13 protein-coding genes and 1 pseudogene are annotated in these 13,526 nt (G+C 72.3%); 2 read left to right on the plus strand and 12 right to left on the minus strand.

All coding sequences use genetic code 11. The features are described from left to right. Window positions 1-10: 10 nt before the first annotated feature. From BLW86_RS35450 to BLW86_RS35460, 3 genes are all read right to left on the minus strand, one after another. The gene (locus BLW86_RS35450) at window positions 11-547 is read right to left on the minus strand and encodes a hypothetical protein (protein WP_093877808.1); all 537 of its coding nucleotides are present in this window, start codon (window positions 545-547) and stop codon (window positions 11-13) included. 132 nt (window positions 548-679) lie between these two features. After that, window positions 680-1,228: a GNAT family N-acetyltransferase gene (locus BLW86_RS35455; RefSeq protein WP_093877809.1), complete on the minus strand. Its 549-nt coding sequence runs from the start codon at window positions 1,226-1,228 to the stop codon at window positions 680-682. A gap of 9 nt (window positions 1,229-1,237) precedes the next feature. After that, entirely contained in the window at window positions 1,238-1,660 is a 423-nt protein-coding gene (locus BLW86_RS35460; RefSeq protein WP_093879046.1) for a cupin domain-containing protein, read from the minus strand. A 233-nt stretch (window positions 1,661-1,893) separates the two neighbouring features. Here BLW86_RS35460 and BLW86_RS35465 point away from each other — a divergent pair, with 233 nt between their 5' ends. Both BLW86_RS35465 and BLW86_RS35470 read left to right on the plus strand, forming a co-directional pair. Continuing rightward, window positions 1,894-2,136, plus strand: a complete 243-nt coding sequence (locus tag BLW86_RS35465) for a hypothetical protein (RefSeq protein ID WP_093877810.1) — start codon at window positions 1,894-1,896, stop codon at window positions 2,134-2,136. Window positions 2,137-2,154: 18 nt separating this feature from the next. Continuing rightward, window positions 2,155-2,619 (plus strand): hypothetical protein, encoded by a 465-nt coding sequence (locus BLW86_RS35470; RefSeq protein WP_093879047.1) that lies wholly within the window; start codon window positions 2,155-2,157, stop codon window positions 2,617-2,619. 93 nt (window positions 2,620-2,712) lie between these two features. Here the strand turns inward: BLW86_RS35470 and BLW86_RS35475 are convergent, their stop codons facing one another. The 9 genes and pseudogenes from BLW86_RS35475 to BLW86_RS35510 all read right to left on the minus strand — a co-directional run bounded on the left by BLW86_RS35475 (window position 2,713) and on the right by BLW86_RS35510 (window position 13,457). After that, window positions 2,713-3,615, minus strand: coding sequence for an NAD-dependent protein deacetylase (locus BLW86_RS35475; RefSeq protein ID WP_093877811.1), 903 nt, complete (start codon window positions 3,613-3,615; stop codon window positions 2,713-2,715). A 390-nt stretch (window positions 3,616-4,005) separates the two neighbouring features. Continuing rightward, window positions 4,006-5,046 carry a vWA domain-containing protein gene (locus BLW86_RS35480; protein WP_093877812.1) on the minus strand — a complete coding sequence of 347 codons (1,041 nt, stop codon included), beginning with the start codon at window positions 5,044-5,046 and terminating at the stop codon, window positions 4,006-4,008. 100 nt (window positions 5,047-5,146) lie between these two features. Continuing rightward, window positions 5,147-6,001 (minus strand): ABC transporter permease, encoded by an 855-nt coding sequence (locus BLW86_RS35485; protein WP_093877813.1) that lies wholly within the window; start codon window positions 5,999-6,001, stop codon window positions 5,147-5,149. Beyond that, a complete protein-coding gene (locus BLW86_RS35490) occupies window positions 5,998-7,116 on the minus strand; it encodes an ATP-binding cassette domain-containing protein (RefSeq protein WP_093877814.1) in 1,119 nt (372 codons plus the stop codon). The genes BLW86_RS35485 and BLW86_RS35490 overlap by 4 nt, the downstream gene beginning before the upstream one ends. A gap of 141 nt (window positions 7,117-7,257) precedes the next feature. Continuing rightward, window positions 7,258-7,413: a VenA family class IV lanthipeptide gene (locus BLW86_RS42270; protein ID WP_177181847.1), complete on the minus strand. Its 156-nt coding sequence runs from the start codon at window positions 7,411-7,413 to the stop codon at window positions 7,258-7,260. A gap of 245 nt (window positions 7,414-7,658) precedes the next feature. Then, window positions 7,659-10,388, minus strand: a complete 2,730-nt coding sequence (lanL, locus tag BLW86_RS35495; RefSeq protein WP_093877815.1) for a class IV lanthionine synthetase LanL — start codon at window positions 10,386-10,388, stop codon at window positions 7,659-7,661. Between the two features lie 167 nt (window positions 10,389-10,555). Beyond that, window positions 10,556-12,049, minus strand: coding sequence for an extracellular catalytic domain type 1 short-chain-length polyhydroxyalkanoate depolymerase (locus BLW86_RS35500; protein ID WP_093877816.1), 1,494 nt, complete (start codon window positions 12,047-12,049; stop codon window positions 10,556-10,558). Between the two features lie 550 nt (window positions 12,050-12,599). Continuing rightward, window positions 12,600-12,687: pseudogene (locus BLW86_RS42275) on the minus strand. A 35-nt stretch (window positions 12,688-12,722) separates the two neighbouring features. Continuing rightward, window positions 12,723-13,457: a DUF7873 family protein gene (locus BLW86_RS35510; protein ID WP_093877817.1), complete on the minus strand. Its 735-nt coding sequence runs from the start codon at window positions 13,455-13,457 to the stop codon at window positions 12,723-12,725. Window positions 13,458-13,526: the final 69 nt, after the last annotated feature.

Here is a 13,526-nt window from a genome sequence, read left to right on the forward strand (position 1 = left end):
GGCCCGAGGGTCAGTACCGGTCCGCGCCGGACAGGGCGTCGGTGATCAGACGGGTGGCGAAGTCGCGGTCGTCGGTGATCCGGTTGATGACCTCCGCCAGGAGGAAGGCGGTGGCCTCCAGGGGGTTCATCTCCTCCCGGGTCCAGTCCCCGTACTGTGCGCGCCACAGGCTCGGGCTGAGGCCGGTGCCCGCCGCGATGGCCAGGCCGGCCATGGTGGGGACGGCCTCGGGCCGGATGCTTCCGGGCATCCGGAGCATCGTGGTCACGAGGTTGGGCACGACGTACTCGACCACGTCCTTGTCGTGCTCCTCGCAGGCCATCCGCAGCCACTTCATGTACATGAAGATGATCGTGCACACGCCGTCCAGGAGGTCCTGGGCACCCGTGGGCCCCAGGGAGGCGGTGAACTGCTCGTCCAGCATCCGCTGTTCGGGATCGACCTCGGTCCTGCCGTCGTAGATGGCCCTGAGCCGGGAGTCGATCAGCATCATCGCCGCACTCACATCACCGGCGGGGGCGTACTGGGGGTCGCAGGACGACGGCACAGGATCCTCCTCGGGCGGCCGCGGTCGGGCGGCCGGCAAGTCCGTACGCTAGACCGCCGACCGGGCGGGGGTCCGGCGAATCCCCGGGGAAGCCCCACAGGGGTGACACCGGACGGAACGACGGCGCCCGGCTCAGACCTCGGGAAGGGAGGGATCGGGCGTCCACGGCCGGGGCGCGGTGACGGCCCAGCGCTCGTGGTCCCGCCAGTCCCCGTCGATGTAGAGATAGGCGGGCGACACCCCTTCGTAGCGGAAGCCCAGCCGCTGGACCAGGGCCAGGGACGCCTTGTTCGCCGGCTGGATGCAGGCCTCCAGCCGGTGCAGCCGCAGTTCGGTGAAGGCGTGCCGAAGGGCGAGGGCGACCCCTTCGGTCATGTATCCGGACCCCGCGGACGGGGCGAAGGCCGCGTAGCCGAGGGACGCTCCCTGGTAGCGGCCCCGGATGATCGAGTTGATGTTGACCGTGCCCGCGGCCTCGCCGGTCTCCCGGACACGGATCAGGAACCCCAGGTTGGTGCCGTCGTCGAAGCGGCGCATCCAGTCCTGGAACGCCTCCGCCGTCGCGGGCAGTTGCATCCACGGCTGGTGCAGTGCGGAGCTGGCCCGCACGAGCGCGCAGAACTCGTCCTGATCGGAGCGGGTGAGCGGGCGTAGTTCGACCCGCGGCGTCGTCGTGAGCATGGACCCACGTTAGGGCCTGCCCTGCGGATCAGGGTCGGAGGGCCGGTACAGCTCGGGCACCGGGACCTTGATCGGTTCCTGGGTGGTGCGGGCGATCACGACGATCGCGGGCTCGTGCGGGTTCGGGTTCTCCTCGCGGTGGGGGACGAACGGGGGGACGAGGAAGAAGTCGCCGGGTGCGCCGGAGAGGCGGACCTCGCCGGCGCCGTCGTGGAAGACGAAGACGGGTCGGCCGCTGACCACGTAGATTCCCGCCTCCGAATCGCCGTGGTGGTGGTTGTCCGTAGAGCTGAGCGGCGGGTTCTCCACCAGCCCCATCCAGAGCCTCCTCGAACCGACCGTGCCGCCGCTGAGGGCGGCGTGGCCGTCGAGCCGACCGGAACGGACGTGGTGGACGCGGTCGTTCGGCGGGGTGTCGCCCTGGTTCGTCATCGTGTGGTCCTCCGGGTTCTCGATGACCGTCGGTGGAACCACAGGCTGCGCCCGCAACATCCGGGGCGGCAACCGAAGTTGCCATTGTGGCAAGCCCTCATGGCGCCCGCCGTGAGGGGAACGAGGTCCCGGCGGGCGTGACTGCCGCACAACTGCCGCCGCCGAGTGCCGACCCCGCCTGTCCGGCGTACCTACGCTCCTGACTCCCAACCACCGTGAGACAGGAGTACGTCATGGAGAGTCCGACGCGTAGGGCGGCCGCGGCCGGTGCCGCCGCGTTGCTGGCCGCGGGCCTGGTGGCCGTGGTCGGTGCCGAGAACGAGTCGGCGCCGGTCCGGTCCGACCGGATCACGACGGTGGCCCAGCTCAAGGAGGGCATCGGGGTCGCCGCCGAACTGGACCGCCAGGACGGGGCCGCCGAGATCGGCGGCAACACCGGCGGCCAGGCGACGCTCACTTCCCGCACCGCCTGCTGAGTCGGGGAGGTGACCACCGTGGGCGGAAACGAGCCGGTGCAGACGTGGTGCCCCAGCGGCGAGGCGCACACCCCGGAGTCCGTCGTCCTGGGCGTACGGTCCGGGCGGGACGGGAGCGTGGTCTACCTGGCCGATCCGGTGCCGGCGTCCGAGGTGCTCGGCGATGTCCCCGCGGACATCGAACCGCGCCGTATCCTGCGCTTCGCCTCGCACTGCGTGAGCGACTGCGTGAACCGCCGGGGCGCCGACTGCACGCTGGTCGAGCGCGTCATGGCGCGGCCGGTCGCGCGTGAGGGCGGCTCCGTCCCGCGGTGTCACCTGCGGCCCCGGTGCCAGTGGTGGACCCAGACCGGCATCGCCGCGTGCCTGCGGTGTCCCGCGGTCGCGACCCGCCACCGCGTCGACGACACCCTGGCCGAGCTGGTGGCCGACCCGGCCACGACGCAGGAACAGCTCGACGCCTGGATCGCGGCGGCCGACTGAGCACTCTGCCGGCCGCGCCGGAGGCCCCCGCCCCACGCGGTCGGGGGCCTCCGCGCGCTCCCTCTCCACCGGCCGGGGCGGGGCTCCGGTGCCTCAGCCGAGCTCCGCCGGATCGCCGGTGGGGATGTCGAGCCGCTCGGCGAGGCTGGTGAGGGCCGTCCCGAGGGGGAGACCCACCCGGGAGAGGGCGTGGCGGTCGCCGCGGGTGGGGTCCCGGTTGATGATCAGCACGGGCTTCCCAGCCTGGGCCGCCTGGCGGACGAACCGGAGGCCCGACATCACCGTGAGCGAGGAGCCGAGCACCAGCAGCGAGGCCGCCTCGTCGACCAGCCTGCGGCAGTGCTCGACCCGCCGGGGCGGGACGGCCTCCCCGAAGAAGACCACGTCGGGCTTGAGGACGCCGCCGCAGTGCGCGCAGGGCACCACCTGGAAGTCGCCGACCTGCTCGTCGGTCAGATCGGCGTCGCCGTCCGGGTTGATCCCGGCCCCCACCGGCCGGAAACCCGCATTGGCCTCCTCCAGCCGCCGCGCGAGCTCGCGGCGCGGGCTGTACGTGCCGCAGGAGAGGCAGACGACCCGGGCCAGACTGCCGTGGAGCTCCACGACCTCTCCGCTGCCGGCGGCCTGGTGCAGACCGTCGACGTTCTGGGTGATCACACCCGAGAGCAGACCGTGGCGCGCGAAGGCGGCGACGGCCCGGTGCCCGGCGTTGGGCAGCGCGCGGCCGAAGGTGCGCCAGCCGAGATGGCTGCGCGCCCAGTAGCGGCGCCGGGCCTGGGCGCTGCCGGTGAAGTCCTGGAAGGTCATCGGGGTGTGCCGGCTGAGGCTTCCGCCCTGACCCCGGTAATCGGGGATGCCGGACTCGGTGGAGATCCCCGCCCCGCTGAGCACCAGCACACCGCCGGTGTCCAGCGCGTCGACGACCGGCCCCAGGTCCGTCGTGGCCGGCGGCAGGTCCTCGTCGGGGGTCCAGCTCAGAGTGGGACGCATGCGCATGCCGCCAGGGTACGAAACGACCCCCTGGTTCGCGCTTCCACCGCGAACGGGGGCCGTGGTGCGGCCGGGACTCCGTCGAGGCCGAGCGGAGGCCGCGGATGGCGACGGGGACGTCACAGGCCTCGGAGATCGCTTGACCGTGACCTGGAGCGTGAGACGACGGCGCCTCTGCCGAGCTGGAACGAGGAGGGGCAGGTCGCATGTCCGTGAGCTGCGTGATTCTCGACCTCGGGGGCGCGCTGGAGATCATGCCGGAGACGGGATGGGCGCGACGGTGGGAAGAGCGGCCGGGACGGCCGCTCGGCGGTGTGAGCGAGCGGATGCGAGCCGTGTGGTGGCCGGCGGCGTCGGTGCCCGGCCGGCCCTCAGGACCGGCCGGGCACCGACCCGTCAGTTCATGAGGAGGAGCCGCGTGTGGGAGACGAGCTTCCGGTTGACGCTGGTGCTCTGCACGAAGATGGTGAAGTCGTCGTTGTGGTCGGGCTTGACCCGCGTCTCCACGTCCGGCAGACCGAGCAGGGCCCGGGCCTGCGGCCCCGTGTACACCCGGTCCGTCTTCTTCTCCAGCACCGCGATCTGCTTGCGCGCCTGGATCTTCTCCGTCTTGCTCAGCTGGTAGAACGCGCATCCCGTGCGGTACGTGTGCCCGGACTCGATGACCCACTCCCGGATCCCCGCGTCACGGGCCACCGGGATCAGCTGGTACTCCGACGGGTTCGCCGGTGTGAGGCCGGCCGCCTTGATGGTGTCCTTGTTGACCGCCTCCGCGCCCGTGGAGAACACCGCCCGCGAGCCGCGAATGCCCTTGGTGCGTCCCACCATGAACTTCTCGGTGGCCTCGCGGATGACCTGCCCGGCCTCCTCCAGGCCCTGGGTGCTGGTGGCGTCCCAGACGGCGATGTTCTCCTTCGGGAAGCCACAGTTCATGGCCTCGCGCTTGCCCATCTGGTCCGGTACGAGGACGGCGAGGGTCCAGTTGTCCTCCTGGGCCGCGATCATCTCGGCCATGGCGGCGACCAGTTCACGCGCGGTGCCGGCCGGCGCGTCGGGGCAGCGGTGACTGGCGTTCTCCTGGCCGTCCGTCAGGACGAACGTCAGGAAGCTGTGGTCGCCGTACAGCTGGGCGGTCTGCGCCAGCTCCCGCTGCGACTTCAGCGCGGCGGCCAGCAGCGCGGTCATGCCGCCGACCCGGTACAGCTGCTTCAGCGAGGGCATCCGCAGCACGTCCTTGTCGTAGATGACGCACTCCACCTTGTCGGCGAAGACGTACACCGTGACGCGGGTCTCCTGGTCCAGCTCCCTCGACCGGCGGGCGAGGTAGGCGATCTGCTGGTCCGCCACCTCCACGACCTTGCGGCTCAGGTGCGCCATCGACGAACTGGCGTCCAGCACAAGGGCGACGTGATTGATGTAGTTCTGGGTTCCGGACAAGACAGCTTCCCCCTCTTTCCGACTGGATGCTCCTACCGTCTCACCCACCACTGACAATCGGTCCCGGCTCCCGCACCGGGCGCGGAGCCCACCCTTCCGGTCACTCGGGGCGGTTGAAGCGATGCGTCGCCCACAGCAGGGCGACGACGCCGCCGGCCAGGAGCAGGGCGGCTTCGAGGGGCAGGGGCGGCTGCCGGCCGGCCCACTCGATCCCCGCGGTGGCGGCCTGGTCCGGTACCCGCAGGGCGATGACGCGGCGGAGGAGGTCGACCGCGTACGCCAGGGGGTTGACGTCGGACAGCGCCCGGGCCCAGGCGGGCAGGGCGGTGAGGGGGAAGAAGCCGCCGGAGAGGAACAGCAGCGGCATCATCACCAGGCCGAGCAGGGTGTGGAACGTCTCGGCCCTCCGCAGGCTCACGGCCAGGGCCAGGGCCAGGGAGGTGACGGTGAAGGAGGCCAGGACCATCCCGGCGAGAAGCAGCGCCAGGAGCACCGGGTCGTAGGGCAGGCCCGCCACGCCGGCCAGGCCGAGCAGGACGGCGCCCTGGACGGCGGCGGTCAGGGTGCCGCCGGCGCAGCTCCCCAGGAGCAGGGTGGAGCGGCGGACCGGGGCCATCAGGAGCTCCCGCAGGTAGCCGCTCTCCCGGTCGGTGATCAGACGGATGCCGACCATGATGGCGGGCGTCTGCACCGTCATCATCAGCATGCCGGGGAAGAGATAGGCCTGGTAGCCGACGCCCAGGGAGGACTGGGGGATGAGGGCGGCCAGTCCGCCTCCGAGGATGAGGAGGTAGAGCGCGGGGTGCAGCAGCATCAGCGCCGTGTGGGTGCGCTGGCCGGCGAGGCGCAGCAGATCGCGGTGGACCAGGGCGTGGACGGCACGCAGTTCGCGCCGCAGCCGGGTGGTCCGGTCGCCGCCGGTCGCCTCCGAGGACTCCCAGGCGAGGGCGTTCATCGGCCACCGCCCGTCTTCGCCGCGGCCGTGGCCGCGTACGGGGCGGGGCGAGCGGCCGCCCGGCCGGGTTGCGCGGCGTCGAGGCTGCGGCCGGTGTGGTGGAAGAAGACGTCGTCGAGCGTCGGCGGGGTCGCGGAGGCGGCGTTCACCGCGATGCCACCTGCCTCCAGTGCCGCGCACAGTCGGGGGATCCAGGCGCTGCCGCCCGGGACCCGCAGGGAGACGCCGCCCGCGTCGACGGTGACGGCCCGGTCGGGCGGCAGCAGGCGGCGTACGACCTGCTGTGCCGCCGTGTCGTCGCCGGTGCGGAGCACGACCAGGTCGTCTCCGATCGCGGCCTTGAGCGTCTCGGGCGCGCCCTGTGCCACCAGCCGGCCGTGGTCGATGATGGCGAGGCGATCGCAGTTCTCCGCCTCCTCCAGGTAGTGCGTGGTGACGAAGAGGGTGCTGCCGTGCCGCTCGCGCAGCGTACGCAGATGCTCCCAGACCTGGGCCCGGGCGTGGGGGTCGAGTCCGGTGGTCGGCTCGTCGAGGAACAGCACGCTGGGGGCGTGCAGCAGCTGGCGGGCGATCTCCAGGCGCCGTCGCATGCCGCCGGACAGGGTGCGTACGGGGGAGCGGCGCCGGTCGGTCAGGTCGGCCGTCTCGAGGACCTCGGCGGTGCGCCGACGGGCGTCGCGGCGGGACAGGCCGTAGAGGCGTGCGTGGATGTGGAGGTTCTGTTCGGCCGTCAGGTCCGGGTCCACGGCGCTGTGCTGGAAGAGCATCCCGACCCTGCGCCGTACCGCGTGGGGCCGGGCGAGGACGTCGACGCCGGCCACCGTGGCACGACCGGCCGTGGGGCGGGCCAGCGCGCACAGCATGGCGATGGTGGTGGATTTGCCCGCCCCGTTGGGGCCGAGGAACGCGAAGGTCTCGCCCCGCTCCACGTCCAGGTCCAGGCCGCTCACGGCATGGGTGGTCGTGCCCTCCGGTCCGGGGTAGCTCTTGACCAGACCGCGCGTGCTGATGGCGTACGCGGACTCGGGAAGGTCTTCTGGGGCGGGCGGGCTCGCCGGGGCGGCCGTCCTGAGGGCCGCTGGGGCGAGATCGTCGTCGCCGGCGTGTCGCTGCATGGGTCTGGTCCTCGTCCGGGGGTTCGCCGGGGCGGCCGCCCCCGGCGTGACCGACCACGCTTCGGGGGCATGCTGCCGTTCCGGTCGTGATTCCGGCCGGCGGCTGCCCGGGACAGCCGCCGGCCGGATGTGGTGCCTGTCCTAGGCGCAGCTGATACCGATGCAGACGGTGTTGAGGAGGGTCAGCAGACCCACGCACTCACACGTCTCGCCGTACGGCAGTCCGTCGACGCCGACGGGCTCGGTCTCCGGAAGGGCGTGGAGGCGGGCCAGCAGTTCGAGGTCCTGGTTCTCCATGGTTTTCTCCTTCTCTGAGCTGGCGGCAGCACTTTTCTGCCGCTCCACCCGGCATCCGGATCGTCCGGCGCCGGGAGTCTGTGGGGAATGTCCGCAGGGGGAAGGCCGGGACGACGGCGGACGCGTCGGTCCCGTTCGCGGAGCGGCTCGCGGCTCGCGGCTCGCGGTTCGTGGTTCGTGGTTCGTGGTTCGTGGTACGCGGGGGAGGGGCGGGACCGCTGCGTCAGGATCCCGGCCCCGGCCGCTCAACCCCGCTGCTCGACCATCCAGTGCCGAGGGCCGGTGTGACGGGTCCTCAGGAGGAAGGCGAGGATTCCGGCGGAACCGTCACTCCAGCTGGAGGAGACCTCCCCGTACTCGTTGGGGAAGACCACGTGTCCCTGGCGCCGGGTGCCCTCGGCCAGGATGAGGCCGGCCAGTTCCTCGGCCGTGTCCCGGTGGACGGGGTCTCCCGTGGCGTCGGCCAGGTCGAGGAGGAAGTCGCCGTTGCCCGCCAGACCGTGGCACTGGGCGAGCGGGGCGCGGGAGGCACGTTCAGCGACGGCGTGGGCGCTGCCGCGGGCGAGGTCGCCGAACCTGTCGTCCCCGGTGGCCTGCCACAGCCGGACGAGGAAGGTGCCGATGCCCGCCGCACCGTGGCACCAGTACGGGGCCGTGGGCAGGTCGCCGGACTGGGCGGGCCACTGCGCCGCTTCGCCGATGCGTACGGCGTCGGCCACGAGGCCCTCCCCGACCTCCAGGGCCGTCGCCCTGTGGTCGGGCTGCCGGGAGAGCTCCGCGGCGGCGAGGAGGAAGCAGCCGATGCCGGCCGCCCCGTGGGCGAAGCCCAGATAGCGTTTGCCGCCCTCGGGGGAGTCGGCTTCCGCGGGGACCGCCCAGCCCACTCCGGACGGCTCGCGCCGGGCGGCGGCCGTCAGCCGGTCGGCCGCCTCGACGGCCAGGTCGGCGAAGCGCGTGTCCCCGGTGCGCTGCCACAGGTGGAGGGCGGCGAGTCCGCTGCCCGCGGTGCCGTGGGTGACGTCGTGATGGGGCGTCGCCTGTGGGGGTGCCAGCGCCAGATCCAGCGCGTGCTCGACGAGCCGTCGGTCGTCGACGGCGCGTCCGGCGTCGTACAGCGCCCACGCGGTGCCACGGCCGCCGAAGTGCAGGCCGGGGCGTGGGGAGCGGACGTCGGTGCGGTCCGCGATCCAACGGCCCGCGGTGGAGAGCAGCCCCGGCAGACGTGGGTCGCCGGTGAGCTCGAAGTACCGCGTCAGCACGGCCAGGACCCCGGCCGCGCCCTGTTGGACGGTGCACGGGTCGCTCTCCCCGGTCAGCGTCGACACCGGCCACAGCCGGTCGTCCGCCGGAGTCATCGAGTCGACGAGGTGATCCACGAGCCCGGCCACCACCTCGTCCGCCGACCGACCGTCCGCCGTCCGACCGTCCGCCGTCCGGCTGTCAGGCACCGGCCCGGCGACGGCGGAAGAGCCTGTCCTCCGCACGGCGGTCCTGTCCGCGTCCCCCGGCCGCGCCGTCGGGTCCGCCTTCCGCAGCGCCTCCCGGGCCCTGGACGGGTCCCACCGCTCGGCCGGATCGTCCCTCATCAGCCCGAGGATCATGTCCACCACACCGTCCGGCAGCCGCAGCGGCCGGGTGCAGGCCGTGAGCCACGCGGCGAGCCGCTCCTCGGACGGCCTGCCGACGGGCTCCTCGGGCAGCAGGTTCGGGACCTTCCCGGCCAGGACGAAGCACGCGGTGGCACCGAGGCTGTAGTAGTCGGCCGTCGGACGGACGGGCGCGTCGGCCAGGCGCTCGGGGGCGCTGAAACCGGGCGTTCCCACGTGGGTCGGCAGGGCGGCCTCGTCCTCCAGGACCGCGAGCTCCAGGTCGATGAGGCGCAGCTCACCGTCCGGGCGGACCATGACGTTGCCCGGTGTGAAGTCCCGCAGGACCAGGCCGCGGGCGTGTGCCGCCGCCACCAGGTCCACCAGGCGCGCGACCTGCGCCAGCGCGTCGGCGCGGTACCGCTCGCCCCCCACGTCGCGGAAGTGCTCGGCCACCCAGGTGCGCAGGGTCACGCCCGGCACCTCGTCCTGGGCCAGGAACAGATGCCCGGCGTGCTCGAACAGCGCCACCGCCTCCGGAGCCAGCCCCGTGCCCTTGAGCTTCTCCAGCGTCCGCGCCTCGGCGCGCAGCCAGTCCCGGACGTCGCCGCCGGAGGCGTCGCCCTCCACGTGCGGCCGGGCCTCCTTGATCACCACGCCCGTGCCCGTGCGGGTATCGCTGCCCCGGTAGACGCCGCCCTTGTTCGTCTGCCGGATCGCCTCCCGCACCGCGAAGCGGCCGCCGAGCACCACCGGACGGCTCGTCGCCTCCCCGTCGTGCGGCGCCACCGGCACCGAGGCGGGGAAAGGACAGACGGCCCAGGGCGGCGGTGCGTACCGGCCGGTGCGCTTGTCCTCCACGGGGTTGCCGTCGGGGTCCTCGATGAACCACACCAGCAGACCGTCGTCCGACAGCCGCCGCCGGCCGACGAAGGCCCCGTAGCGGTAATGCACCAGACTGTGCGCGGCGTAGGGCTGGTCGGACAGGATCCGCGGACCGGCAAGACCCGCCGTCGCCGCGTGCAGGTCCCGGGCGAGCGCGACCGCCTCGGCGTCGGAGCGCGGATAGACGGTGATGAACTTGCCCGAGCTCCCGCGCGGCGTCGCCCTGGAGTTCAGCGCGCTGACCTGCTCCAGCGACCGGGCGAACTTGAAGCCCGACTTCTCCCGCAGCAGCACGCCCAGGGCCCTGGTGAGGACCTCGGGCGCGGAGGCGGTCGTGGCCGACACGTGCAGCTTCCATCCCTGCTCGCGCCGCGTCCCGGGCACGGGCGCGACCCGGCACCACATCTCGTCCGCCTCGACCGCCCAGCGCGCACCCGTACCCGTGGCGTGCAGCGCCTGGCGGAGCAGGTCTTCCCATTCGACTTCGGTAGCGTGGCTCGTCATGCGTGTCCCTCTCAACGGTGAGAACCGCTGACGGGAAGGTGCCCGATGACATAAACAGACCAACGCGCACCCACCTGGATTCACTTCATCCAGCGAGCGCACGGCGCGGTACCGCCAGGAGGGGGGCGCGCGCTCCGGCGCAGAAGAAAGCGCCGGGGCGCACGAAGTCACGCCGGGCAGCCGGAGTCGGCCACGACGTAGTGACCGGGGGCGGTCTGCTCGAGGGTGTGGGTGGTGAACGTGTTCCACAGCCCCATGGCCTGGCCGGAGCCGGTGGCGTAGGTGAGGCCGCCGCTCTGGTAGGCGCGTCCGGCGACCGTGTGGTCGTAGTTGCTCGCCGTGTGGCACGTGGGCGTGTACCCGGTGGTGGTCGCCGTCACGGCCTCCGACACCGGACCCGCCGCGCCCGAGGCGTCGACGGCCGCGACCGTGTAGCCGTACGCCGTCCCGGGGGCGAGGCCGGTGTCGGTGTACGTGGTCGAGGACGTGCTGCCCACCTTCGCACCGCCGCGGTGGACGTCGTACGAGACCGCGCCGGCCACCGCGTCCCAGCTCAGGGACGCGGTCGTGTCGGTGGCCGAGGCGACCGCCAGTCCGGTGGGGGCGGGCAGGGACCCGGGGCCGGGTTCCTGCCCGGCGCCGTCGAGGCCCCAGAAGCGCGCGGTGTGGTAGCTGGAGCAGATGGTGTCGAGGTAGTACGTGCCGGTGCTGCCGCACTGCTCCGGGCCGCTGCCCGGGTCGACCGGGAGGCCGTGGGCCATGCCGGACAGGGAGTAGACCTGGACGGCGGGCCTGCCGGAGGCGTCGTCGTACTCGCTCAGGGTGGCGCCCCCGCTCAGGCTCCGGGTGCGGGAGGGCGTCTGGCCGATCCCCCAGACGTCGGTCCACTGGTCGCGCAGCTCGGTGGCGTTGGCCGGCCTGACGGTGGTGTCGGCGGTGCCCTGCCAGATCGCCACCCGGGGCCAGGACGCGGTGCCGGCGGGAGCGGCCGAGCGCACCAGGGCGCCCCATTGCGCGGGGCTCTTGTCCGGCGGGCTGGACATGCAGGTGTACGCCGTGGACACGCTGTTCGCGCAGAACGCGGGCAGCCCGGAGTCGATGGAGCCGCCCGCGAAGACGTCGGGATAGGCGGCGAGCATGTTCGCGGTCATGCCGGCCCCGGCGGACAGACCGGTGATGTACACCCGCCGGGTGTCGCTGCCGTACTGGGCGACGGCCTTGTCGACCATCTGCCTGATCGACAGCGCCTCGCCCTGTCCGCGTGCGCCGTCGCCCGGCTCGAACCAGTTGAAGCAGGAATTGGCGTTGTTGGCGCTGCTCGTCTGCGGGAGGACCAGCGCGAAGCCGTACCGGTCGGCGAACGTCGGCCAGCCGGAGTGCGCGTAGTAGTCGCTCGCGCTCTGCGTGCAGCCGTGCAGGGCGACCACGAGCGGCGCGCCCGCCGGCAGCGCGTCGGGCACGTAGGCGTACATGGACAGGTTGCCCGGGTTGGAGCCGAAGCCGGAGACCTGGGTCAGGCCCGCGGCGGACGCCTGCGGGCCCAGGGCGACCAGACCGCCGGCCAGGGCCAGTGTCCCCGCGGCGGCGGTGAGCCGGCGACGGATGCCCGCGACGAGTCGGCGGCTTTTCGTGAAGCGGAGCGGAGGATACGGCTGTCCCATGACGACTGCCTCCTGTGGGGGTGAACACGGGGTGCACCGGCCGTGGCGGTCGGTGTGGCGTGCATCATGGGGGCGCCCGTACCGACTCGGACATGGGCGGGACGACCAGGCTTGGCCGGAGGCTTGTGTGACAGCGCTCCATGGCCACCGCCGAGCCGCTCCCGCGAGCAGGCGAGAGCGGGGAAGGAGCGGGAAAAGCGGGGAAAGATCGGAAAAGGAGCGGAAAAGGAGCGGAAAAGGAGCGGAAAAGGAGCGGGAAAGGAGCGGGAAAGGAGCGGGTCCGAGGGCGTAGCCTGCCCCCGGACCCTGTCGATGCCGCTCACATCACACGCCGGCACGGTTGAGGACCCGGGTCATTCGTCATTGCGTCGCGTCCTGCCTTTGGACCACCGCCGATCGAGCTCGGCGGACCAGATTCGAACTGGCATTTCGACGCACCAGGGCCCGGGCCCGGTCGATCCGGCGATGAGCGGCGAATGCTGAGTCTGGAGCAATAGTCTGAGATTGACCGCGGTCTGCCTCTGCCTGGTTGGGCCATCCCGGCGGGAAGTGCCGGGAGGAGGACTCGAACCTCCACTGGAACCGCGGATGTCACGACAAGGCTCAGCTTCAGCTTTGCGCTCCTCGCGCACCCCGGCCGTGTTCTGTGGCCGGGGAGTCTGTGGTGTCCCCGCTACCCGAAGAGGTAGCCGAAGACGGCGTCGCCGACCCGCTGGTCGGTGACCTCGGCGCTGTTCGCCTCCTCGCGGGCGAACTTCACCGCCTGCTGGAGCTTCTCCACCCGCTCCAGAAGTTCGTTGACCCGGCGCGCGGGCAGCGCGCCCGAGAACTTCACCGTGGTCCAGTAACCGACCGGCACGTCCTCGTAGTAGACCTCGACCTGGGCCGGGTGCTTGTCCGTCGCCTCCGCCTTCACGTGGTTGCGCGGCACCTTCTTCGTCCGGACCGTGCGCACGACCTCGGTCTTCCACGCGTCCGTCGACGGGTCCTGCGTCCACGACTCCGCCGCGTCCAGCACCGGAAGCTTGCGGACGAAGGTGTTGATGTCCGTCAGCTGCTTCTCCAGGAACAGCAGGTACGCCACGGGCACCTGCCCCACGAGCACGCGTCCGTCGACCGTGACGTCCGCACGCGCCTCGCAGTTCGCCCAGTCCTTGGTGGCCGTCACGTCGAAGAGACGGGTCAGCGCCCGCGCGGTGTCGCGCAGCACGTCCTCGGCCTTCACCTGCACCAGGGTCGACTCGGGCGGCAGCTGCTCGCCCTCCTCGTCCTTCGGCTGGTAGGTACGGGAGATGCCGGCGAGCAACGCGGGCTTCTGCAGGCCGTGGTGTGCCGCCGTCAGGTCCTGATGCGCCCGGGACTTGACGCCCTTCTCCACTGCGATGATCTGGTTGAGTTTCGTTGCCACGTCGCCGACCTTAGGGCGGGGGCCTCGGTCCGGTCGAACGATTTTATGAACGGACGTCCGCGCCCGAAC

The organism is Streptomyces sp. TLI_105 (assembly GCF_900105415.1).
Taxonomy (GTDB): domain Bacteria; phylum Actinomycetota; class Actinomycetes; order Streptomycetales; family Streptomycetaceae; genus Streptomyces.

Bases quoted from the DNA above. Each gene is read 5' to 3' on its own strand.
- BLW86_RS35460 (WP_093879046.1), bottom strand. From the start codon at position 1,660: ATGACGAACCAGGGCGACACCCCGCCGAACGACCGCGTCCACCACGTC.
- BLW86_RS35500 (WP_093877816.1), bottom strand. From the start codon at position 12,049: ATGGGACAGCCGTATCCTCCGCTCCGCTTCACGAAAAGCCGCCGACTC.
- BLW86_RS35475 (WP_093877811.1), bottom strand. From the start codon at position 3,615: ATGCGCATGCGTCCCACTCTGAGCTGGACCCCCGACGAGGACCTGCCG.
- BLW86_RS35455 (WP_093877809.1), bottom strand. From the start codon at position 1,228: ATGCTCACGACGACGCCGCGGGTCGAACTACGCCCGCTCACCCGCTCC.
- BLW86_RS35485 (WP_093877813.1), bottom strand. From the start codon at position 6,001: ATGAACGCCCTCGCCTGGGAGTCCTCGGAGGCGACCGGCGGCGACCGG.
- lanL (WP_093877815.1), bottom strand. From the start codon at position 10,388: ATGACGAGCCACGCTACCGAAGTCGAATGGGAAGACCTGCTCCGCCAG.
- BLW86_RS35465 (WP_093877810.1), top strand. From the start codon at position 1,894: ATGGAGAGTCCGACGCGTAGGGCGGCCGCGGCCGGTGCCGCCGCGTTG.
- BLW86_RS42270 (WP_177181847.1), bottom strand. From the start codon at position 7,413: ATGGAGAACCAGGACCTCGAACTGCTGGCCCGCCTCCACGCCCTTCCG.
- BLW86_RS35490 (WP_093877814.1), bottom strand. From the start codon at position 7,116: ATGCAGCGACACGCCGGCGACGACGATCTCGCCCCAGCGGCCCTCAGG.